Raw genomic sequence first — 21,729 nt, forward strand, 5'->3', positions numbered from 1 at the left:
CAACGCAACTGCCCGGACAGGATTCAAATCTGTCCGGGCAGATTGCGCTTCAGGATTTTTACATCACAACCGCCGATGGTCGACCCGTTCCAGACCACCGGTTCAGCGTTATAGTTGATCAGGAACACGTGATCGGCTGTCTCACGCAGTCGCAGTCCTGGCGGCATTGGCTTCAGGCTTAATCCCGTTTCTTCCGCAGCCAGGCCGATGACGCGATCCCATAATATTTCGTTTGGGAAGCCTGCAAGATACCAGAGCCCGTCCCCTGCCATAAGCGCAGGCGCTCCGTCGTCAAAACTCAGAATTTCTTCGGCTGATCCTGAAAGGCGATCAATCCAATGTTGTACCGCGCCGCCACCTCGGACAGTCCGGTTGTTTGCGGGGGGCAGTGTTTCGACCAAATCCACGTTGCAATCCAACCCTTTCAGGCCAGGTCGACCGACGACGGGGATCTGGAAATCACGAGTAATTGCGCCGCTGCGCGGGCCGAGGATTGCCAGATCCGAGTTGTCCGTTAACCTACGCTCCAAATCCGGGTCAATCGTTGCCAGTCCGGGGGCAAGGATCAGTGCATAATGCGCGGACAGGTCATTGGACGAAACGAAATCAATCGACAACCCCGCACGGCGCAATGCACGATAAGATGAGAAGACCAACCGGAAATAATCAAAGCCTGCTCCTTGCGGTAGCGATGTCCAGGCCCAGTCCGAGGGGTAATCAAACAATATGGCAACTTTGGATTGCGCCTGATGCACCTCGCCCAATGTGGATAGCTCATCCGCTGTCTGACGGGCCTCGTGCAAGGCAGGGGCAGGGCGATTGTCCGGTGTTAGCAAACCCGCGTGCATCTGTTCCTGTGCAAAGGGGGCTTGGCGCCATCGAAAGTAGCTCACAACCTCAGCACCGTGGGCGACAGCCTCAAGCGACCACAACCGTACCATTCCGGGCAGGGGTGCCGGGTTATAGGGCGCCCAATTCACCGGACCGGGTTGTTGTTCCATCACCCACCATCGGCCACGGCCTACTGCCCGGTAAAGATCATGGTGAAACGCCTGCATGTCCGGATCGCCTTGCTGAAGAAAGGCGGTCTTGTGGGCTTCGTCATCTTCCAATCGGTCCGATAGAAATCCGATCGGATAACTGTCCCAAGTCGCAATATCCATATCTGCGCCAACCTCGAAATGGTCGAAATCCAGAATACGGCCCATGTAGTTGTGCAACAGCGGCGCATCGGTCAAAGGTCGCAATACATCGACCTGAGCTTTGTTGAATGCCACAACCTGATCTGAACTGAACCGACGGAACGCCAGTACATGAGCGGGGTTAGGCTCGGTTACAGTTTGATTGGGTAAATCAACCTCATCGAAGCTACGGTACTCCATCGACCAGAACACGTTTCCCCAGGCCTTGTTCAGCTGTTCTATGGAACTGTATTGAACAGCCAGCCAGCGCCTGAATGCGTTCAGAGCCGGGGTGCTATAGCTGACGGTTGTGTCGTGACACCCATACTCATTATCGATCTGCCATGCCGCCACATACGGGTTGTGACCATAGCGCTTCCCCAGGACCCTTGCGATACGGACACATTCATCGACATAACCCTGGTGGCTAAAGCAATAATGTCGCCGTGACCCGAATTTGCGCACGTTTCCATGTGCATCCACGGCCAGCATGTCCGGATGTTTGTCCAGCATCCAACGCGGTGGCGTTGCTGTTGGTGTGCCAAGCACGACTTTCAATCCCGCCTCGCCAAGTGTTTCAACCGCATGGTCCAGCCATTCGAATTGCAGGGTTCCGGGGTGGGGCTCCAGCCGGCTCCAGGCGAACTCTCCTATGCGTACCCACGAGATGCCGGTGTCCACCATGCGCGCGGCATCTTCCGCCCACATCGCCTCGGGCCAGTGTTCAGGGTAGTAACACACACCAAGTTCCGGCTTCATAATATGATCCTGTGTTCTGCCTGCCCTCGCCCCGCGTTTGGCATTGCAAAGGTCATGCCGTTGGTGGGTTGGGATTCAATATCCGCGTTGCTCAACCCCTGCCGTGCCGAGGTGCAGAACAGCGTGCCCAAGCCGTCGCCACCAAAGGCCGGGCAGGACGTATGTGACGCGTCGAAGGAAATGGCCTTCAGGAATTGACCTTCGGGCGTGTAGGCCGCGACACGTCCAATCCCCCATTGCGCGATCCAGATGTTGCCGTCGGCATCAACCACCGCACCGTCCGGGTTCAGGCCTTCTTTGCGAAGGTCCAGAAATACCGTGCTTTTCCCTTCGGGCCATCCGCTTTCTGCATTCAAGCTCCAGCGCCTGACCTGCCTGACCGTCGTGTCACAGAAATAGGCCACGGATCGATCCGGTGCAAAACAGATTGCATTAGAAATCGTCACACCCGGCACGAGACATCTGAGTGTACCTTTCCAGAACCGATAGATTGATCCGGCCCCGGATTCAGCCTGTTTGCCCATCGTGCCGATCCAGAAACCGCCCCAAGGATCAGCGCGACCGTCATTCGAGCGGGTGATTAGGTTGTCTGCCTCAAGCGGCGTGACCAGCGCTCGATGCCCTGACTTCAAGTCAAACTGCCAAAGACCCGTTTCTGACGCCAAAAGCAATGTGTCACGATCCACCCAGCCTGCGGCAGACACATGTTCATCGAAATCCCAGCTTATCTGATGTTCGCCTTCGCGCGTCATCATGCGTTTGTTGAGAATGTCGAACCAGAAAAGCTGTTGCCGAGCGGGGTGCCATAGCGGACCTTCGCCCAACGCGCATGGGCGGTCGTCAAAGACCGTACTCATCCTGCCGCCTTGTCAAAGGCTGCCACGATTTGCCCCGCGCGTTCTGCGACTTCGACTGTGTCCATGCCGGGTTTGTACAGCGCTGATCCAATCCCGAATCCATCGGCACCGGCTTTGATCCATTGGTCGAAATTTTCGGGCCCGGCACCGCCGACGGCAAAGACGCGTGTTTCCTTGGGTAATACGGGTCGGAGTGCAGCCAACCCTGCGGGGCCTGCCATGACGCCAGGAAACAGCTTTAATCCTGTGGCCCCTGCTTTGAGAGCGGCAAACGCTTCGGTCGGCGTGTAAACGCCCGGCCAGCTTTGCATCCCCAACGCCACAGACCGTTTGATCACATCAGTATCATAATTGGGTGACACGATCAGCTTGCCGCCGGCATTCCGAACTGCGTCCACCTGATCAACCGTTAGTACAGTACCAGCGCCAATCAGGGCGCGATCTTCGAAAGCTTCGGCCAGAATGGAAATGCTGTCGAGCGGATCAGGCGAATTGAGTGGAACTTCGATCCGGTCGATCCCTGCATCGATGATAACTCTGCCAACCGCCTCGGCTTCCTGTGGTTGCAGACAACGCAGAATGGCGATGATGGGGCGGCTCATGCGATTTGCCTTGTCATGTTGCGCGCCAGCGCCAACCCGGCCAGGGTTGTTTCGGTGGCGTTTGCAGTCTCAACAAAAGCGCCCTGTTGTCTCAGCGCTGCCGCATAGACCCGCGATACGGCATCTGCGCCGATGATAGCCAGTTGTTGGCCCAGCCAATATGGACGAGTGGCGGCCAATTCAGCACCGATAAGCAGTCCGGACAGCCGTGCGCGCGCGATGTCTTTGTCCTGATCGTGCAGCAGGTCTGCAGCCCGCAAGCCGAACAGGCGCGCAGCCAACTGTTCGGGTTTGGACAATGTATCCGCCACAGCATCTGCAAAGGCATCTTCATCCCATCCTTCACCTATAGAATGCCGCAGAACAGATTGCGCACTTAACAAATCAAAAAGCTCTCCAGTCATGAGCGTCCGAAAGCTCACGATTTCACCTGCGCTGACCTGAACCCATTTCGTATGGGTTCCTGGAAGGCAGAGGACACCATCCCAGTTCTGGCGAGTTCCCAAAAATCCCGCGATTTGTGTTTCTTCGCCCCGCATCACATCCGGTGGGGTCAATTGCTTTAATCCGGGTATGACGAAGGCCCGGATGCGCGGGTCTGTGCTGGGAACACGGACCGGTACTTGCGGCAAGGGCTGCGACGGAACGGTAGAATAAGGTGCTTCGACCCAGCCTTGGCGTGCACCGACCATACCGCAGGCGATCACATCGATGGGGCCATCCTTCAGCCAGTTTTCAACAAGGTCCAACAGAGCGGGCTGGAAACTGTCGGCTTCGATACGTGCCATACCTTTGTCGGACTGCGCGCAGTCCAGCACCGTGGCCCCCTGCATGGCCCAGACCCGCAGGTGAGATGTGCCCCAATCGGCGGCGATCCATTCAGTATTCATTGTGTCACCCTGAAACCACGACGCCGCCATCAACCGCCATACACTGACCGGTCATCGCCCGGCTGGCGTTGGATGCCAGGAACAATGTCGGTGCAACCATGTCTTCGGGCGTCAAATGTTCTTTCAGGCATTGTCGATCCAAATGCGCGGCCAAATCTTCGGGCGTCGCCCACATATCCAGTTGTTTTTGCGTCAAGACCCAACCGGGAGCCAGCGCATTCACACGTATGTTTTTTGGTCCCAGTTCGCGGGCCAAAGACCGACTCATCCCTGTAATGCCCGCATTTGACGTCGTATAGATCGGATAGCCTGCATTGCCCATCATGTAGCTGATCGAGCTGAAGTTGATGATAACGCCGCCTTCTTTCATTTGCCGGGCCGCTTCCTGACAGGCGAAATAATAGGCTTTCAGGTTTACCTCGATCATCCAGTCCCAGAACTCGGTCGTGGTTTCCTCAAGTGTATGGCGTTGGTCATTGGCCGCGTTGTTAACCAAAACGTTCAGGGGGCCGTGGGCTTTGGCGGCTTTGGCCATTGTCGTGTGAAGAAGCTGGGTGTCGGTCATGTCACCCTGCATGAACAGAGGTGCGCGGCCGTGTTTGTCGCGCATCTCTTCGACAAAACCGCTGGCGTCCGATCTGCCGATAAAAGCCACATTGGCCCCCTGAGCCAGAAACCCATCCGTCAATGCTGCGCCCACGCCCGAGCCTCCGCCGGTGATATAGACGGATGACCCGTTCAAGTCATGAAATGTTGCTGGTTGGGTCATCAGTGGCTCTCTCTGGTCACAAGGCGGGTGTCTTTGCCGACAAGGAAATCCAGATCGGCACCTTGATCGGCCTGCAGCACATGATCGACGTAAAGTTTGGCATACCCGCGGGAATAATGCGGCTTGTCTGGTTTCCATTGAGCTCGGCGCGCGTCCAATTCTTTTTCGTCCACCAACAGTTCAAGCTTGCCGGCGCTGGCAGATACGCGGATGCGGTCGCCGGTTTTCACCAGCGCCAGCGTGCCACCCGCCTGTGCCTCAGGGCTGACATGCAGGATGACGGTGCCATAGGCGGTGCCGGACATACGGGCATCCGAGATACGGATCATGTCGCGAACGCCTTCCTTCACCAATCTGGCCGGAATCGGCATGTTTCCTACCTCGGGCATCCCGGGATAACCCTTGGGTCCACATCCCTTGAGCACCAGAATGCTTTTGGGAGTAACCGGCAGATCATCCCGGTCGATATTGGCTTTCAGGTCTTCGATGTTTTCGAAAACGAACGCCTCTCCCTCGGTTTCAAGAAGGGCATCTGTTGCGGCAGAAGGTTTGACGATGGCTCCGTTGGGCGCAAGATTGCCACGCAAAACGCGAAGGCCAGCAGCGGGCTTCACCGGATCGTTGAAGGGGCGGATGACGTCGCGGTTGAAACATTCGGCACCTTCGAAATGGGCCGAGATGTCCTTGTTGAGAACCGTTCTGGCCGGGCGCAGGAAAGGTTTGAGTTCGCTCAACACAGCCGGAACACCGCCAGCGTAACAGAAATCTTCCATCAGGTATGTGCCCGAGGGCATGCAGTTCACCAGAAGGGGAATCTCTGATCCGATTTCAAAGTCCTTGAGCGTCAGGTCAACGCCCACGCGACCTGCGAGTGCCAGTAGATGCACAACGGCATTGGTCGATCCCCCAACGGCTGCATTGGCGAGGATTGCATTCTCGAAGGCTTCCCTGGTCAAAATGTCCGATGGTTTCAGGTCTTCGTCGACCATTTCGACAATCCGCTTGCCGGTCAAATGGGCTAGGGCCATGCGGCGGGCGTCAACGGCGGGCAGGGCGGCATTGGTGGGCAGGCTCATGCCCATCGCTTCGACCAGAGACGCCATGGTGCTGGCTGTCCCCATGGTCATGCAAACCCCGGCACTGCGGGACATCCCGGATTCCGCGTTCATAAAATCCTGAAGGGTCATCTCTCCAGCACGCACGGCCTCGGAGAACTTCCACACATCGGTTCCTGAGCCAATATCCTGACCGCGATATTTTCCATTCAGCATAGGGCCGGAGCTGACAACGATCGACGGCAGATCGACCGAGGCCGCGCCCATCAATTGGCCCGGCGTGGTCTTGTCGCACCCGCCCAGCAGAACCACACCGTCAATGCCATATGCGCGGATCGACTCTTCGACATCCATGGCCAGCAGATTGCGAAACAGCATGGCTGTGGGTTTCATCTGGGTCTCGCCCAGCGACATGACCGGGAATTCGACGGGAAAGCCCCCGGCCTCCCACACACCGCGCTTTACCCCTTCGGCCAGATCACGCAGGCCGGAATTGCAAGGGGTCAGCTCCGACCATGTGTTGCAGATTCCGATGATTGGCCGCCCATCGAAGGCGTGATTAGGAAAACCCTGATTTTTCATCCAGGATCGATGGATGAACCCATCCTTGTCGAGTTTCCCGTACCAATGCTGTGAGCGGCGTTTTGACATTGTTCTGTGATGCTTTTTTTAGGTCTGGGTGGATTTGAGTATTTGTAAAAAGGTGAAATTCAAGCGGCGCGAGATGGGCGGCACCAATCTGGCAGCCAGTCGGCATGGGCAGACAGAAGGTCGTTCACCAGATTTCGAATTTGGCGCAGGTCCAGTTCGGCGGCGGTGTGCGGGTCCATCATGGCTGCATGATAGATATGCTCGGGGTTCTGGTCGACCAATGCCCTGACTGTGAGTTCCTGAACGTTGATCTGGGTACGCATAAGGGCGATCAGCTGCGCTGGGACGTCTGTGATGACAGAAGGCTGAATGCCATTTGCATCAACCAGACACGGTGTTTCGACAGCAGCCCCCATAGGCAGCTGAGGTATCTGGCCGGTGTTTGGCAGATTGCCATAGGCCACGTAGGCGGTGTCAGAGATGATTGCGTTCATTATGTCTGCCGCAAACTCATGGCTGCGAGTGACGGCTATGTCGCGCCCGTCAGTCACGGTTTTGGCCTGCTCTTTCCAGTTGCTCATCTGTTCCACACAGCGGGTCGGGTATTCATCGAGTGGGATTGAGAATTTCTCGATCAGGTCCGCCCGCCCGTCTTTGATGAACCATGGCACGTATTCTGCCAAATGCTCAGAACTTTCGGTGCAGAAAAAGCCAAGGTGATCCATCACTTCGTAGCGCACCTTGTTGGGGCAGCGCGGCATCAGCAGCGGTGCCTTGGGGATCCTGCCGCTGACATAACCTTGCCGAAGGGCGGGGTATAAATCATGGCCCTGATGCTCAAGCCGCAGGAAGAAGGCGACGTGATTGACGCCCGCGACCTTGTAGCGAATGTCGTCTTTTGACAGGTCCAAATCATGTGCCAGTTCCGCCACCGTGTTCTGAACCGAGTGGCACAGGCCGACCTGCTTCAATGACGGGTATCTCTCGGCCAGTGCCCAGGTGTTGATGGCCATCGGATTGACGTATTGTAGTAGTGTCGCATCAGGGCATAGCTGCATCATGTCATGCGCTACGTCCCACAAGACCGGCACAGTGCGCAGCCCCCGCATGATGCCACCCACGCCCAGCGTATCGGCGATGGTCTGGCGCAGCCCGTATTGTTTGGGGATCTCAAAATCAGTGACGGTACAAGGCTGGTACCCGCCAATCTGAAAGGCAGTGATAACGAAATCGGCACCATCAAGTGCCGCGCGTCGATCCGCATGTGTGGATACTGTCGCGTTTGACCGGACCGAACGGACCATGGCGCGGGCTACAGATTCGCTTTCCGTCAAGCGTACGGGGTCGATATCCATCAGCGCAAAATGACTGTCCGCCAGAGCAGGCGTTAACAGAACATCCCCCACGATGTTCTGCATAAAGATCGTGGAACCTGCTCCGATAAAAGTTATCTTTGTCATTTTACAGCTCCGAGGGTCAGGCCCGCGATAAAGTGCTTTTGCATCAGGAAGAACATGGCAACCGGCGGCAGCGCTGCTACGATCGAGCCCGCGCTCATTAATTGGTAGGCGGCGCGGAACTGGGCGTTGAAACTGGTGATGCCTGCCGTGACAGGTTGGCTTTCCGCGCCCTGTGTCAGGACGACCGCCCAAAAGTAATCGTTCCAGATGAAGGTAAAGATCAGCACGCTGAGTGCGGCTATTGCGGGTTTCATCAACGGCAGCACCACGTACCAGAAGATGCGCCATTCGCTGATACCCTCGACTCGCGCGGCCTCGATTAATTCAAAGGGCAGGGCCCGGATAAAGTTGCGCATGAACAATGTGCAAAAGCCGGTCTGGAAGGCGATGTGGAACAAGACGAGGCCGGTTTTTGTGTTGTAGAGGCCTAAATCCAGTGTCAGGTCGCGCACAGGCACCATCAGGATCTGGAATGGCACGAAATTGCCGGCTACGAACATAAAGAAAATCCATAGGTTCGATTTGAATTTGTAGATGCCTAGTGCAAAGCCGGTCATGGAACTGAGAGCAACGGCACCGATTACCGTAGGAATGGTGATCATGAAAGAGTTCAGCAAATATCGCGGCATGTCCGAGTTGAAGAACACCAGCCCGTAATTGACTGCACCTTCAAAACTGGATGGCAAGCCCCAATAGTTGGCGTTGGTGAAATCCGCCGCTGGTTTGACCGAAAACAGAGCCACCGCCAGCAGGGGCCCCAGCCACAGCAACAATGCAAGTGGCAGCATCGCCTGATAGGTGATCTGCGCGGCGCGAGGTTGTTTTTCGATGGGTTTGGGAAACATCTCAGTGCCCCCTTTCTTCGCGATACATCGACCAGAGGAAATAGGCGATGAAGCAGAGCATAATCAGGAAAAGCACCACAGCGATTGCCGCGCCATACCCCATGCGGAAGCCATATTCAGATAGGGCGACTTCGAACATGTAATAGGCCAGCACGCGGGAGGATCCGAACGGCCCGCCCTGTGTCATGATTGAGATCAGGTCGAAACTGCGCAGCGCTCCGATGATTGTCACGACGAATGCAATGAAAGTCGCCGGGCGCAACTGCGGCAGAATGATGTGCCACAGCATTCTCAAGCCTTTGGCACCGTCCAGGCGCCCGGCTTCGATCTGTTCGGGGTCGACGGCATTCAGACCGGTGAGGTAGAGGATCATGCAATAGGCGGTTTGCGGCCAAAGGCCCGCGACGATGATGCCGTAGGTGACCAAACGTTCGTCGCCCAGCACATTCAAGGGGCCTATTCCAAATAAGCCAAGAAGCTCATTCAGAAGACCAAAAGTCGGGTCGTAAAACCACGTGAATACGAGGCCAACGACAACCTGAGAAATGACAAATGGAAAGAAAAACAGCGATTTGTAAAGGCGGATACCCCAGACTGTCTGGTTCAGAAACAAGGCAATGAACAGGCCCGCCGGAATGGCCAGAAGGTATAGGATCAACCAGATCAGATTGTTTTTGAGCGAGATATAGAATGCGTCCCGGTCAACCCATTCCCAATACAAATCTTCATAGTTGCGCATGCCTACATATTCGGCGGCACCCAACCCATCCCACTCGTAAAGTGACAGGTTGAAGGATTGGAAGACCGGAATGATCACGTAGACCATAAAGAACAGCAGGCCCGGAGCCAGAAATAGCCACGGCGCGATGCGCTGTTGGTTTCTGTGGAACCAGCTTTCCTGTTCTGGGGCGTCGGCGGCAGTGGTCATGGGTGTCCCGGATTTTCTTGAGGTGAAGGCGGGCTGAAACCTGCCCAACAAAGCGGGTCAAGTAGGCCGGGCTTCAGCCCGGCCCAAGCCTGATCAGTTGTCGTAGATACGCTCTCGCGCGCGTTCCAGCTTGGCCAGAATACGGTCAGCATTGTCTGGTTTGACCATGAATTCTTGGAAACCTTCCATTGACACTTTGGCCATTTCAGCCGGCGCGTCGCGGTCCCAGAACTGAGCCACACCGCCGGGGCTGTTGGACGAGAGCATTGAAAAACCCTGCTGCAGGAACTTGTCATCGTCTACTGAGGATTGCGCGTTCACCGGCAGCTGACCGAGGTTTGACCCATTGTTGATCTCGGTCTGTTCGTCCGCCGAGACAACAAAGCGCAGGAATTCACGCGCTGCTTCTTTGTTCGAGGCATTCGCCGGGATATGGAATGTATCGGTCGGCGCGTCTTCAGCCAGTTCGACATCAGGGTTGATTGACACGAATTGGTAGAAATCCAGCTGATCATCGGTCAGCCCTGCTTCACGCAAGGGCGCGACTGCGAAGTTGCCCATCAGGTACGCGGCGGCTTCTCCATTGACCATGAATGGCAAAGCCTCCTGCCAGCTATAGGTCTGATGGTTATCAATGAAGGCCCCCATGTCGATCAACTGCTTCCAGTTGGCAAAGGTCTGCTTGACCCGGTCATCTTCCCAGCTGATTTCACCATTGGCCAGCTGGTTGTGAAAATCAAACCCGTTGGTGCGCATGTTCAGGTAGTCGAACCAACCGCCAGCGGTCCAAAGGAACTTGGTCCCGATGGTATAACAAGCGCGACCTGAATCGACGATCTTCTGGCAATTTGCCAGCTCTTCTTCCCAGGTAGTCGGTTCGCTTAGTCCCAATTCGTCAAAGATATCTTTACGATAGTAAACGCCCCACTGGTAGTAAGTGTAAGGGACGCCCCATTGTTTGCCGTCGATGGTCATCGCGCCTTTGGTTGATGCCAGGTTTTCGGCGATTTCAGGTTCCGACCAAAGATCCGAGACGTCTTCGAACAGACCGGCCTCGACATATGGTTTCATACGGTTGGCGGCGTACCAAGTGGCCACGTCGGGTGTGTCGGCCGTCAGAAAGTTGCGGATCTGGGTCTTATACGCCTCGCGGTCGATAACCGTGGTTTCAATTTCCAGGCCGGGGTGCTGCGCTGCGAACCGCTCGATCATCGCTTCCATCGTTGCGCGCGGGGCCGGGTTCGACGTGTCCAGAAAAATCCGAAGTTCTCCGGTCAGGTCGGCAGCCGCCGGTGCTGCAATAGCAACGCCAAGTGCCAGCGCAGCGGTTGTGCGCTTGAAAGTGGAATACATGGTTTCCTCCCTGTTGCTTCCACATAAGTTCCAAATAGTGAAACTATGTTTTATATATTGAAAACTACACATCGACTCGGTTAGTCTTGTCAAGACCCTCGTGCGAACTGCGATGGGCAAGCTGAGGAGAACAGACGCCCGTGTCAGGTGACGGAACTATTGGCAAAGCATGTGACGTGCTGGATCAGGTCGCCGCATTTCAGCGCCCTGTGCGATTTTCGGAATTGCTGGACGGCAGCGATTTTCCGAAAGCAACATTGTATCGGTTTTTGCAATCGTTAACCAATCAGGGAATGCTATGTTACGACCCCGAGCGCCAAACCTACGCGCCGGGTATGCGTTTGGTACGACTTGCGCATGCAGCCTGGACCCAAAGCTCACTGGCCCCTATTGCACGTCCGTTTCTCGATATTCTAAGCCAGGAAACCGGAGAGACCGTGCATTTGGCGCAGCTTGATGCAGGTCAGGTTCTTTACGTAGACAAACGCAACGCGGCGCAACCGATCGAGATGTATTCCCAGGCGGGTAAGGTAGGCCCGGCATATTGCACGGGTGTTGGCAAGGCGATGCTTGCCTTTCTGAATGAAAGTGACCTTAACCGGGCAATTTCGCAGCAGAGTTTTCACCGCTTTACCGACAAGACTCTGACGTCCGACAATGACCTGCGCACGGATCTTGATCGAATTCGCAGCAAGGGTTTTGCCGTTGATGACGAAGAACATGAACCCGGGATTATCTGCGTTGCTTGCCCCATTCTGACAACAAACGGTCGGGTCCTGGGCGCAATCTCGGTAACCGGCTCGACCCAACGAATGGATTTTGAACAACTCGAGGCATGGGTGCCTCGTGTGCGGCGGGTGGCTGAACAAATCAGCACCGAGGCACAGGCATGGCGTTTCCCTGAAACGCGACCAGACCTCGGCAATGACAGGAAGCAAGCGACATGACAGGTGTAACCCTGAATCAGGCAATCAAGCGGTACGGCCAGACGCAAGTCATTCACGGCATCGACTTGCAGATCGAAGATGGTGAGTTCTGTGTTTTCGTTGGCCCTTCGGGGTGTGGCAAATCCACATTGCTTCGGATGATCGCGGGTTTGGAAGATACGTCGGAAGGCCAGATCCACATTGGGGTTCGGGACGTAACCCACATGGACCCGGCCAAACGTGGTGTGGCGATGGTGTTCCAGACCTATGCGCTTTATCCGCATATGACCGTGGCGGAAAATATGGGCTTTGGGCTTCGCATGAACGGTGTCCCAAAGGCCGAGATCACCAGAAAAGTGCAGGAAGCCTCGAACATTCTGAAGCTTGACCAGTATCTCAAACGCAAACCCAAGGCTCTGTCGGGTGGTCAACGGCAGCGGGTTGCGATTGGCCGTGCCATCGTTCGCGGCCCCGACGTTTTCCTGTTTGACGAACCCTTGTCCAATCTGGACGCCGAGTTGCGCGTGGAAATGCGTGTTGAGATCGCGCGCCTTCATCAGGAAATCGGCGCGACAATGATTTACGTGACCCATGATCAGGTCGAAGCCATGACCATGGCCGACAAGATCGTCGTGCTGCGGGATGGTCGCATTGAACAAGTTGGGGCTCCGATGGATTTGTACCGTGATCCCGACAACCGGTTTGTCGCAGGCTTCATCGGTTCGCCTGCAATGAACTTTCTGGAATGTGACTATGGGGATGGCCATGTCTCCCATCCCGCGCTAGGCAAGCCGTTGCCCGTTTCTGCGACTATCCCCTCCGGTCGGACCAAGGTGACATTGGGCATGCGGCCCGAACATATTCAGATTGACCGTTCGGCCGATACTTGCACCGTGGACCTGACCGAAGCCTTGGGCGGTGTTTCCTATTCATATCTACGGACGCCAAATGGTGATAAGCTGATCATTGAGGAACGGGACGACCAACGAAGCAGAACCGGGGATCGGATCGGCATCGCCATACAGCCAGATCGTGTGATGTTTTTTGATCCAGAGACCGGGCAACGGTATCGTTAGCCACGACCTTCCAGCCCACGGGCAGGCTTACCCGTCCCAAGAGTTACACGACACTTTATCTGACCCGTGGCAAAACGCGCGGGCAGATGCGATTGATTCCAAGTCAAACGTGATTTAATGGAAGCCCTGTCAAAACAGAGTCACCCAGGGGCTGTATCGTGGTTTAGCCCCTCTCACGCCACGCAATTGTGGTTGCAACTCTTGGATCGCACGCCCCGAAAGGCTTAAAAAAGGTAAAAGAATATGGCAGATAAATCGAACTTCGACATATTGTATACCATTGTAGACGAAGCGCCAGAGCTGGCCAGCGCTTCGTTCCTGCCCATCATCCGCAAGTTCGCATCTGCTGCTGGCGTCCGCGTTGGCACCAAAGATATTTCTCTGGCGGGACGTATTCTGGCAGCATTCCCCGAGAACCTTACCGACGATCAGCGTGTAAGCGACGATCTGGCTGATTTGGGCGATCTGGTGAAGACACCGGATGCCAATGTCATCAAGCTGCCAAATATCTCTGCCTCGGTTCCACAGTTGGTTGCGGCCGTCGAAGAGCTGCAATCGCAGGGTTACGACATTCCGACCTACCCTGCAGAACCTGCAACGGATGAGGAAAAGACGATCCGCGCCCGTTATGACGCGATCAAAGGTTCTGCTGTTAACCCGGTTCTGCGCGAAGGGAACAGTGACCGCCGTGCGGCGCGTGCCGTGAAAAACTATGCCCAGAACAACCCGCATTCGATGGGCGAATGGGCGTCGGACAGCAAGACCAAAGTGTCGTCCATGCCGGCCAATGATTTCTATGCAAACGAGATTTCGGCCACCATTACCGCAGCACAAGCAGGCGATGCGACAATCGAATTTGTGGGCAAGGATGGTGACGTCACCGTTCTGAAAGACGGCTGGTCGCTGGAAGAAGGAACCATAGCCGACGCGACTTTCATGTCGGTCAAGGCACTGTCTGCGTTCCTTTCAGATGCCATTGAGGACACCAAAAAAGACGGGACCATGTTCTCGCTGCATATGAAAGCCACGATGATGAAGGTTTCAGACCCGATCATCTTTGGATATGCGGTCAAAGCCTGGCTGGCCCCCGTGTTCGAAAAGTTCGGCGCGGAACTGGATGCGTTGGGTGTGAACCCAAATTCCGGTTTGGGGGCGCTGCTGGAGCGCGTACAGGGTCACGCCGACATCATGACGGCCATCGACGCGATCAAGGCGGACCGCCCGTCCATGTATATGGTGGATTCGGACCGCGGAATCACGAACCTGCATGTCCCATCGGATGTAATCATTGATGCCTCAATGCCTGCAGTGATCCGCGCCGGGGGTAAGGGCTGGGATGAGACGGGTGCCAAAGGTGACACCAACTGTGTGATCCCTGATCGCTGCTACGCGACCGTCTATGATGAGGCCATTAAGTTCTTCAAAGCCAATGGCGCGTTGAACCCGTCCACTGCCGGAGCCGTGGCGAACGTGGGCCTGATGGCTCAGAAAGCCGAGGAATACGGTTCGCACCCGACAACTTTCGAGGCGCCGGCCGATGGTACGATCCGCATCGTTCTGGCCAATGGCGAAACGTTGCACAGCCATAGTGTCGAGGCCGGCGATATCTGGCGCGCCTGCACTGTCAAAAAAGCGCCGATCGAGAACTGGATTCAGCTGGCCATGGACCGTCAGCGTCTGACCGGCTCCGAGGCGATTTTCTGGTTGGACGCAAACCGGGCCCATGACGCGGAGCTTATCAAATATGTCAAACCGGCGCTTGAGGCTGCTGGCGTGGCCGACAAGTTCCTGATCATGGCCCCGCGTGAAGCGACCCGTCAGTCGTTGGAGACGATCACCGCTGGTAACGACTCGATTGCCATTACAGGCAACGTGCTGCGGGACTATCTGACTGACCTGTTCCCGATCCTGGAGCTTGGTACTTCGGCCAAGATGCTCTCCATCGTCAAACTTATGAACGGTGGCGGATTGTTCGAAACCGGTGCCGGTGGTTCGGCGCCCAAACACGTGCAGCAGTTGGTCGAGGAAAACCATCTGCGCTGGGACTCGATGGGTGAGTTCTGTGCGTTGGGTGAATCGCTGAACTTCCTTGCTGATAGCAAAGGCAACGAAAAAGCGGGCATTCTGGGTACAGCGGCCGAAGCAGCGACGCAGGGTATTCTGGACAACAACCGCTCACCCAGCCGAAAAGTTGGTCAGCCGGACAACCGCGACAGCCACTATTGGTTTGCACGCTATTGGGCAGAGGCTTTGGCCACCCAATCCAAAGATGCGGAACTGGCTGCCGAGTTTGCGTCACTGGCCAAGGAGCTGGCCGCCAACGAAGAGCAGATCCTGTCAGAGTTGGCCGCAGCTCAAGGTCAAGCTGCGGATTTGGGCGGCTACTATCACACGGACCCAGCCAAAACGGCGGCGGTTATGCGGCCCAGCACAACGTTGAACACAATCATCGGCTAATCGCTAACGGCAAAACAGGCGATCCTTTGCCTGTTCAAAAAGCAGAAAGGGACCGGCACAATTGTGCGGTCCCTTTTTTGTATCGCGGTCATTGTTACGGAAAGTAGGGTCGAGAAAAGTATTACGCATTTACAATACTTTACAATGAGTTTGTTTGTACTTACGGGATTCCCCTAATAGCACGGCAGCGCTGACTGCTTTAAACCTTGGGTAACAGAGAATTTCACTGGTGATGCCTCAGGGCCTTATCACTCACTCAGAGAATGACCAGCATTTGGGGTGCTGGTCATTTGCATTTTGGTTCTCGGGATTTTCTGGACAGCCAAGCAGTTCAACCATGGTTGAACACGAACACAATCTTGTGTTTACGCAAAGAGGAAGCCTGGAGACTGGGTATTAGCCAACGCGCCGGGGTTCTGGGTTGGCAATCGGCGCCTTTGTTCTGTTCGTACCGTACATCGCAAAACCTTTGTGTCGCAGATAAGACAGGCGACGCGCCTCTCGCCGGGCAAGCGCCAGAGACTCAAGGATCAGCGCGCACACGATTGACAGCATGGTTCCGACAAAACCGGATACTGCGACAACCAAAGACGGAATTCGGTCAACCAACCCTGTTTCCAAAAACTCGCGGAAAACCGATGCGAATACGAGAAGCGAAGGTAAGAATATCAACAATGCCAAAGATAAGAAGAACGCGATTGGCTTTTCGTCTTTGATCAAAAGGCCAATCATCTTGAGAATTCGCCACCCATCTGAATAGGTGGCCAGTTTTGAGTTCGAATCCGGAAGCCGTGAAACGTATTTTGTCTCAACCTCTCCAATCGGCATGCGCATCTGCATCGCGTGCACTGTAAGTTCAGTTTCAATCTCGAACCCGTTGGAAACCGCCGGAAAGCTTTTGACAAAGCGTCTGCTGAAAACACGATAACCGGACAGCAGGTCGTTGATTTTGCTGTTAAAGAAGAATTTCACCAGCCCGCTGAACAAGGCGTTTCCAAACTTATGACCCCGTCGATAAGCTTGACTGTCGTCGTTCACCCGTGCGCCATTGACCATATCAAGGTTTTGCGAGACCAGCAGATTGATCATTTCAGGTGCTGCCATACTGTCGTAGGTCGCATCCCCGTCTGCCATGACGTAGACATCCGCATCCACGTCAGCAAACATCCTGCGGACAACGTTACCTTTGCCCTGAAATGTTTCAGAGTAGACCAGCGCGCCAGCTTCTTGCGCCACTCTCGCCGAGCCGTCCGTGGAATTGTTGTCGAATACGTAAATTACCGCCTCCGGCAGGGCGGCGCGGAACTGCTTGACTGTTTCACCAATGGCAACGGCTTCATTGTAACAGGGCAAGATAACAGCAATTTCCAAACCCGGCCACGACGCCCGTGTCAGAGATCCACTTTGGATATTCAAGGCACACTGTATCATATGTCACTCTTGCTCGCTCGGACGTGTCACTTGAGGGATGATTGCACTTTGTTCCCAAGATGCTGCGCGTATGAGGTATTTCTGAAGCAGATAAATGGCCGAATTTTGGCATCCGATTGAATCGCGCCGATAATTCAGCAAAAGGGGGCCGGTTCAAGAACCGGCCCCAAAGTTTCAGCTGAACCGAGGGATCAGTTCGAAGCTGCGTTCAACTTTGCGTTTTGCTCACGCAGCGTATCCGAGATGATCGCGTACCATTCACCGGATTGACGCATTTCGATCAGACCCTTGTTCATCATAGCGATGTATTCGCGCGCGAACGGGTTGGTGCGGTGCGCAAGGAAGCTCATCGACGACAGTGTGGACACATAGGGGTTCTCAACGATGTCAGCCGAAGTCAAACCCATGTCTTTCATTGTCGATGCGAACAGATCAACTTCGAATGCCGCAACATCTGCGGTTCCGGTCAATACAGCGTCAAGACAATCACGGGCCGAGCTGGGCTGAACCACAGTCGTGTTCTCGCGGTTCAGTCCCTGTTCTTCCAGAACAACCATACTCCAGCCTGCCATACGGCAAATGGTCGAGCCTTCCAGGTCCTTGAAACTGGTCGCGCTTGCGTATTCGCTTTCCGGCAGTGTGAAGAAGCCGCCGACGATATCATAAACCGGGACCGAAGCTACGAATTGAGTGCAGCGAGCTTCGGTTTCAGGGGACCATTCGTATGTACGGTTGGTACAATCAGGAACGGTCCATGCAATTGAAATATCAAAGGCACCAAGCGGCAACAGTGTATCCAGATGCGAACTCCAGTCGTCGACAAAGCTGACTGAATACTCACGGCTGTTTCCTGCCCGCTGAAGGCTGGTCGTTGCCAGACGAGTCATGATGCCCCCGCCATTCAGTGTTTCGGTTGTGAACGGTTCCCAACCGTTACCAGCCACCATTTTGATCGGCGGCGCATAGACATTCGACCGCTTTACGCTGGCGGCGCGCTGTTCTTCAGCAGCGATGATTTCCTGCGCGCTTTGGCCGTTCGGCAAGCTACCGTCTTCACAGGGCAGGGCCAGCACCAGCCCAGGATTAAGAGCCCCCGGGTTTGTGATCGCGTTCCTGTTCGCGTTGAAGATCGGCTGGTAGTTCGAGGTGCCATAGGCGGCGATGGCGATGGTTGCCAATGTGTCACCATCTTGCACGGTGTAGTTCGTGCACGCTTCCTGTGCAGCGGCGGCTCCCGCACTCAGAGCTGTGATGGCAGTTGCCGACAGCGCCAGTTTCTTAATTTTCTCGTTAAACATTTCCACTTCCTCCAGACTTTTGTTTGTCAGGCCAGACGGGGCCTTATCCATTTTCCATTTGGTGACGCAGGGCGGTCGACACGATATCGCGCCATTCGCCTGACTGCTGCATGATTGCCAGACCCTGATTCAGCGTCTCTAAGATCGCTTCCCCATCAGGATTATCTTTATGGGTCATGACATTAAGCGACTTGATCGCCGCCAGGTTGGGGTTTTCGATAATCCGGTGTTTATAGCCAAGCCGAGCGATGGCTTCCTCTGCCAGATGCGCTTCGATTGCCACGATATCGGCAGTTCCGTCCATCACAGCATGAAAGCAATCATCAGGCGATGTTGGCCGCATCAGCTTGATGACGGGTTCGTAAAGACTTACCGCGTCCATATGTGAAAGCGACCAGCCTTCCGGGCGGCAAATTGTTGTCCCGGCAAAGTCGGCATAGGTCAGCGTCTGCTCGTACCCCGATCCATCGCGCGCAAAGAATGTATCCACGACTTCATAGAACGGGTTTGAGAAATCGTAGGTCTCACAACGATTGCGGTCACTTTCCGACAACGCTGCTGCATCTTCGCAATTTGGGCGTGACCAGGGGAAGGTGCCGTCAAATGCAAGTGTTGGCATCAAGAGATCCAGATGCGACGACCAATCGTTCACAAACTGAATTTTATACGCTTGTTCCGGAGCGGCACGCAGCATCGCTGTCTCAACCAGATGCGTGTAAAGCCCCCGGTTGGGCAACGCTTCGTCCGTAAACGGAGCGTAGTTCCCACCGGTAATCAACAGCAACTGACGATCACGAATTTCCGGGCGCGTTTCAGCGTTAGCATTTCTGATCAGTGCGGCGGCTTCCGAGCGGGCTGCCTCAATCTCTTCTTTGGCAGCGGCCCGTGCAGCGACGACTGCATCTTCACTTGCCTTCTTTGCCTCAGCTTCCGCTGCCGCGACACGGGCTTCCGCTTCGGCCACGGCTTTCTCCGCGCGTTCTTCTGCCGCTTTTACCAGTTCTGAGGCCATTTCAGCCGCGAGGCGTCCTGCTTCGGTGTCGGGCAACTCGGGCGCGCGCCCGACATCTTCCAGGCAAGGCAATTTCAAAACATCGCCGACACGAATGATATTGGGATTTGTGCCGATAACATCCCTGTTCGCATCGTAGATTGGCCGATAATCTTCGGTTGCGTAAACTCGGATTGCCAATTCCCGCAGACTATCGCCACGCTGAATCTCGTAGTTTGAACATGCCTCTTGCGCTGACGCCGCGCCTGTGGCGGCGGCAAGGGCAAGGCTTGATATGAATAGGTGTTTTCTCATGGGTCCTGTTGCTTTGCCTGGTTATTTTCTCGTAAGTTTTGCGACTGCGATCGACAGATTGTCCTGATCGGGATCGCCCTTGGCCTGCACTGCCAGTTGCAAGGCTTCGGCGATTTCCTGTGCTAGCTCTTGCTGATGCAGGCGCAGAACATCCTGAATCTCAGCGTCGCTAAGATACTGAAGCCCGTCGCTGCCAAGGATCAGAATATCAGCCGGAGACACGATCAGCGGGTCTTCAGGGCAATCCACTTTTGGAATAGCACCCCCCATGATCACCGACGTCAGTTGGTTCCGGTCCAGTCCCCGTGCTTCAGCTTCCGAAAGCTCACCAGCGGCCAGTTTTGCGTCGATCACGGGGGCCATCGAGTGGTCTTCGTTCACCTGTGTCAACTTGCCTTCGCGGAACAGGTAAAGGGGGCTGTCACCGATCGAAATCCGGAACACACGCTGACCCAGAAAGAGGACACCCAACAAGGTGGAGCCCATGTTGAAACCCTGGCCTTGTGCCTCGTTATGGTCTGATATTGCTGCATTGGCTTGCATGGCAGCCAATGGCAGCGCGTCAATTGCGGCGCCTTCATTCAAGGTATCGGCCTCTAGCTCGGTATCCAGCGCGTTCCGCCAAGCGGCAATCACCATTTCCGAAGCCACTTCGCCCGCCTCGTGGCCACCCATACCGTCAGCGATCGCAATATAGCCCGCGTCCGATGCGTCGAACATGCGCGCAGCAATCGCGTCTTCCTGCGTTTCCCGCTGACCCTGGTTCAGGATCAGCGCAACATCATATGCCGGAGTAGCCAGCATCTATCAGGAATCCCGCCAATCAAAACCTTCATCGCAGAAGGCCATAAATCGGATTGATGTTTCACTGATGCGGATCAGATCACCGCTGGAGAGTGCGATTGTGCTCAGAACGGGTTTACCATTCAGGCGAACAAGGTTGGCCTTTCCGCCATGCCCTAGATAGCATTTCCGATCTTCCGGGTCATAAGCAATAACAGCGTGGTTCGAACGTGAAATGCCTGTGTCGCCGAAATCCAGTTGGATCGCCTGGTCATCGTTTCGACCGATTTGCATCAGGCCTTCGGTCAGGGTGATGCTGGCGCCCCGCCCGGGACCTGCCGTCACCACCAGCCAGCCAACCGGGAATGTTTCCTGAGCAGCTTCGGTTTTTGAGACGGGTTCTGATGTTTCGATCAATTCCTGAACATGCGTGTCCGCACGCTCAAACCCAAGGAACGTTGTTTTGACCCGCGAGCGACGGTCCTCGGCTGGGGCGGCAGGCGTGGGTTGAGCCTGTACGGCACCCTCTTCCACCACTGCCGGTTCTTGCACGGACGGGGCTGCAACCTCAGCTTCCACCGTTTCCGGCGCGCTCATTTCAGCTACATCCAGAGGCGGCGCAACTTCATCCGGTGTTTCGGCAAGCTCGTCTGCTACATGCAAAGTGATGATTTGATCGTCCGAGATATCCTCGTCATCGTCGGGGTCGGCCATCAAGTTCTTGGTATCTTGGTCGTCCTCGTCAGTTGCATCTTCAACGAAGATGGACACTTCAACCGGCTCTTCCGTGTTCTCCGCCGCAACTTCGTCGAATTCCGGCATTTTCTCTTCAGGGATAAGCTCGTCTGTTTCCTCATAGGATTCAGACGTCATGTTTCCACCGGCCAGTGCGGCACGCAGCGCGTTGAAGTCTGCGATAGGCTCCTGCTTTTCGGTTTCAGGTGCCGCGCTGTCAGCTGCATGAGCGTTTTCAGCAACATCATCTTCTTTGGATTTGCCGGCACCTTCGAGAAGCCGGCTCAGAGGGCTTTTGTATTTGAACATGGTGTCGACACCTTCGAATTGTTGGCACGGACCTTTTGTGCCATGGGGCTGCTACCTAACCCTGCGTGGAACAACGCAGAGACACTCAATTGAAAACATGGAAACTGGTACTCTCTGC

At 55.3% G+C, this 21,729-nt stretch carries 18 protein-coding genes; 3 read left to right on the plus strand and 15 right to left on the minus strand.

Features of this window, described 5'->3' with window-relative positions:
* Positions 1-23: 23 nt before the first annotated feature.
* The 10 genes from ACR3E2_RS20050 to ACR3E2_RS20095 form a co-directional block, all read right to left on the minus strand.
* Positions 24-1,940, minus strand: a complete 1,917-nt coding sequence (locus tag ACR3E2_RS20050; protein WP_480483656.1) for a beta-galactosidase — start codon at positions 1,938-1,940, stop codon at positions 24-26.
* Positions 1,937-2,797 carry an SMP-30/gluconolactonase/LRE family protein gene (locus ACR3E2_RS20055; RefSeq protein ID WP_480483657.1) on the minus strand — a complete coding sequence of 287 codons (861 nt, stop codon included), beginning with the start codon at positions 2,795-2,797 and terminating at the stop codon, positions 1,937-1,939. The genes ACR3E2_RS20050 and ACR3E2_RS20055 overlap by 4 nt, the downstream gene beginning before the upstream one ends.
* Positions 2,794-3,399, minus strand: a complete 606-nt coding sequence (locus tag ACR3E2_RS20060) for a 2-dehydro-3-deoxy-6-phosphogalactonate aldolase (RefSeq protein ID WP_480483658.1) — start codon at positions 3,397-3,399, stop codon at positions 2,794-2,796. The genes ACR3E2_RS20055 and ACR3E2_RS20060 overlap by 4 nt, the downstream gene beginning before the upstream one ends.
* Positions 3,396-4,289 carry a 2-dehydro-3-deoxygalactonokinase gene (locus ACR3E2_RS20065; RefSeq protein ID WP_480483659.1) on the minus strand — a complete coding sequence of 298 codons (894 nt, stop codon included), beginning with the start codon at positions 4,287-4,289 and terminating at the stop codon, positions 3,396-3,398. Before ACR3E2_RS20065 ends, ACR3E2_RS20060 begins: the two co-directional genes overlap by 4 nt.
* Before the next feature lie 4 nt (positions 4,290-4,293).
* Positions 4,294-5,058, minus strand: a complete 765-nt coding sequence (locus tag ACR3E2_RS20070; protein WP_480483660.1) for an SDR family NAD(P)-dependent oxidoreductase — start codon at positions 5,056-5,058, stop codon at positions 4,294-4,296.
* Positions 5,058-6,764 carry an IlvD/Edd family dehydratase gene (locus ACR3E2_RS20075; RefSeq protein WP_480483661.1) on the minus strand — a complete coding sequence of 569 codons (1,707 nt, stop codon included), beginning with the start codon at positions 6,762-6,764 and terminating at the stop codon, positions 5,058-5,060. The genes ACR3E2_RS20070 and ACR3E2_RS20075 overlap by 1 nt, the downstream gene beginning before the upstream one ends.
* Before the next feature lie 59 nt (positions 6,765-6,823).
* The gene (gene melA, locus ACR3E2_RS20080) at positions 6,824-8,164 is read right to left on the minus strand and encodes an alpha-galactosidase (protein WP_480483662.1); all 1,341 of its coding nucleotides are present in this window, start codon (positions 8,162-8,164) and stop codon (positions 6,824-6,826) included.
* On the minus strand, positions 8,161-9,009 hold the full coding sequence (locus ACR3E2_RS20085; protein WP_480483663.1) for a carbohydrate ABC transporter permease: 849 nt from the start codon (positions 9,007-9,009) through the stop codon (positions 8,161-8,163). Before ACR3E2_RS20085 ends, melA begins: the two co-directional genes overlap by 4 nt.
* A 1-nt stretch (position 9,010) precedes the next feature.
* The gene (locus ACR3E2_RS20090) at positions 9,011-9,937 is read right to left on the minus strand and encodes a carbohydrate ABC transporter permease (protein ID WP_480483664.1); all 927 of its coding nucleotides are present in this window, start codon (positions 9,935-9,937) and stop codon (positions 9,011-9,013) included.
* 93 nt (positions 9,938-10,030) lie between these two features.
* Complete coding sequence (locus tag ACR3E2_RS20095) at positions 10,031-11,290, minus strand: ABC transporter substrate-binding protein (protein WP_480483665.1); 1,260 nt, start codon at positions 11,288-11,290, stop codon at positions 10,031-10,033.
* Positions 11,291-11,430: 140 nt separating this feature from the next.
* Between ACR3E2_RS20095 and ACR3E2_RS20100 the strand changes: the two genes are divergently transcribed.
* From ACR3E2_RS20100 to ACR3E2_RS20110, 3 genes are all read left to right on the plus strand, one after another.
* Positions 11,431-12,237, plus strand: a complete 807-nt coding sequence (locus ACR3E2_RS20100) for an IclR family transcriptional regulator (protein ID WP_480483666.1) — start codon at positions 11,431-11,433, stop codon at positions 12,235-12,237.
* Positions 12,234-13,292 carry an ABC transporter ATP-binding protein gene (locus ACR3E2_RS20105; RefSeq protein ID WP_480483667.1) on the plus strand — a complete coding sequence of 353 codons (1,059 nt, stop codon included), beginning with the start codon at positions 12,234-12,236 and terminating at the stop codon, positions 13,290-13,292. Before ACR3E2_RS20100 ends, ACR3E2_RS20105 begins: the two co-directional genes overlap by 4 nt.
* Before the next feature lie 243 nt (positions 13,293-13,535).
* Complete coding sequence (locus tag ACR3E2_RS20110) at positions 13,536-15,749, plus strand: NADP-dependent isocitrate dehydrogenase (RefSeq protein ID WP_480483668.1); 2,214 nt, start codon at positions 13,536-13,538, stop codon at positions 15,747-15,749.
* A gap of 396 nt (positions 15,750-16,145) precedes the next feature.
* Here the strand turns inward: ACR3E2_RS20110 and ACR3E2_RS20115 are convergent, their stop codons facing one another.
* The 5 genes from ACR3E2_RS20115 to ACR3E2_RS20135 form a co-directional block, all read right to left on the minus strand.
* On the minus strand, positions 16,146-17,102 hold the full coding sequence (locus ACR3E2_RS20115; RefSeq protein WP_480492862.1) for a glycosyltransferase family 2 protein: 957 nt from the start codon (positions 17,100-17,102) through the stop codon (positions 16,146-16,148).
* 269 nt (positions 17,103-17,371) lie between these two features.
* Positions 17,372-18,478 carry a transporter substrate-binding domain-containing protein gene (locus tag ACR3E2_RS20120; RefSeq protein WP_267366224.1) on the minus strand — a complete coding sequence of 369 codons (1,107 nt, stop codon included), beginning with the start codon at positions 18,476-18,478 and terminating at the stop codon, positions 17,372-17,374.
* Between the two features lie 43 nt (positions 18,479-18,521).
* Positions 18,522-19,784: a type 2 periplasmic-binding domain-containing protein gene (locus ACR3E2_RS20125; protein ID WP_480483670.1), complete on the minus strand. Its 1,263-nt coding sequence runs from the start codon at positions 19,782-19,784 to the stop codon at positions 18,522-18,524.
* A 21-nt stretch (positions 19,785-19,805) separates the two neighbouring features.
* Complete coding sequence (locus ACR3E2_RS20130) at positions 19,806-20,588, minus strand: PP2C family protein-serine/threonine phosphatase (protein WP_267366226.1); 783 nt, start codon at positions 20,586-20,588, stop codon at positions 19,806-19,808.
* A 3-nt stretch (positions 20,589-20,591) separates the two neighbouring features.
* Complete coding sequence (locus ACR3E2_RS20135; RefSeq protein ID WP_480483671.1) at positions 20,592-21,611, minus strand: FHA domain-containing protein; 1,020 nt, start codon at positions 21,609-21,611, stop codon at positions 20,592-20,594.
* Positions 21,612-21,729: the final 118 nt, after the last annotated feature.

This window comes from Ruegeria sp. AL7 (genome assembly GCF_056536105.1).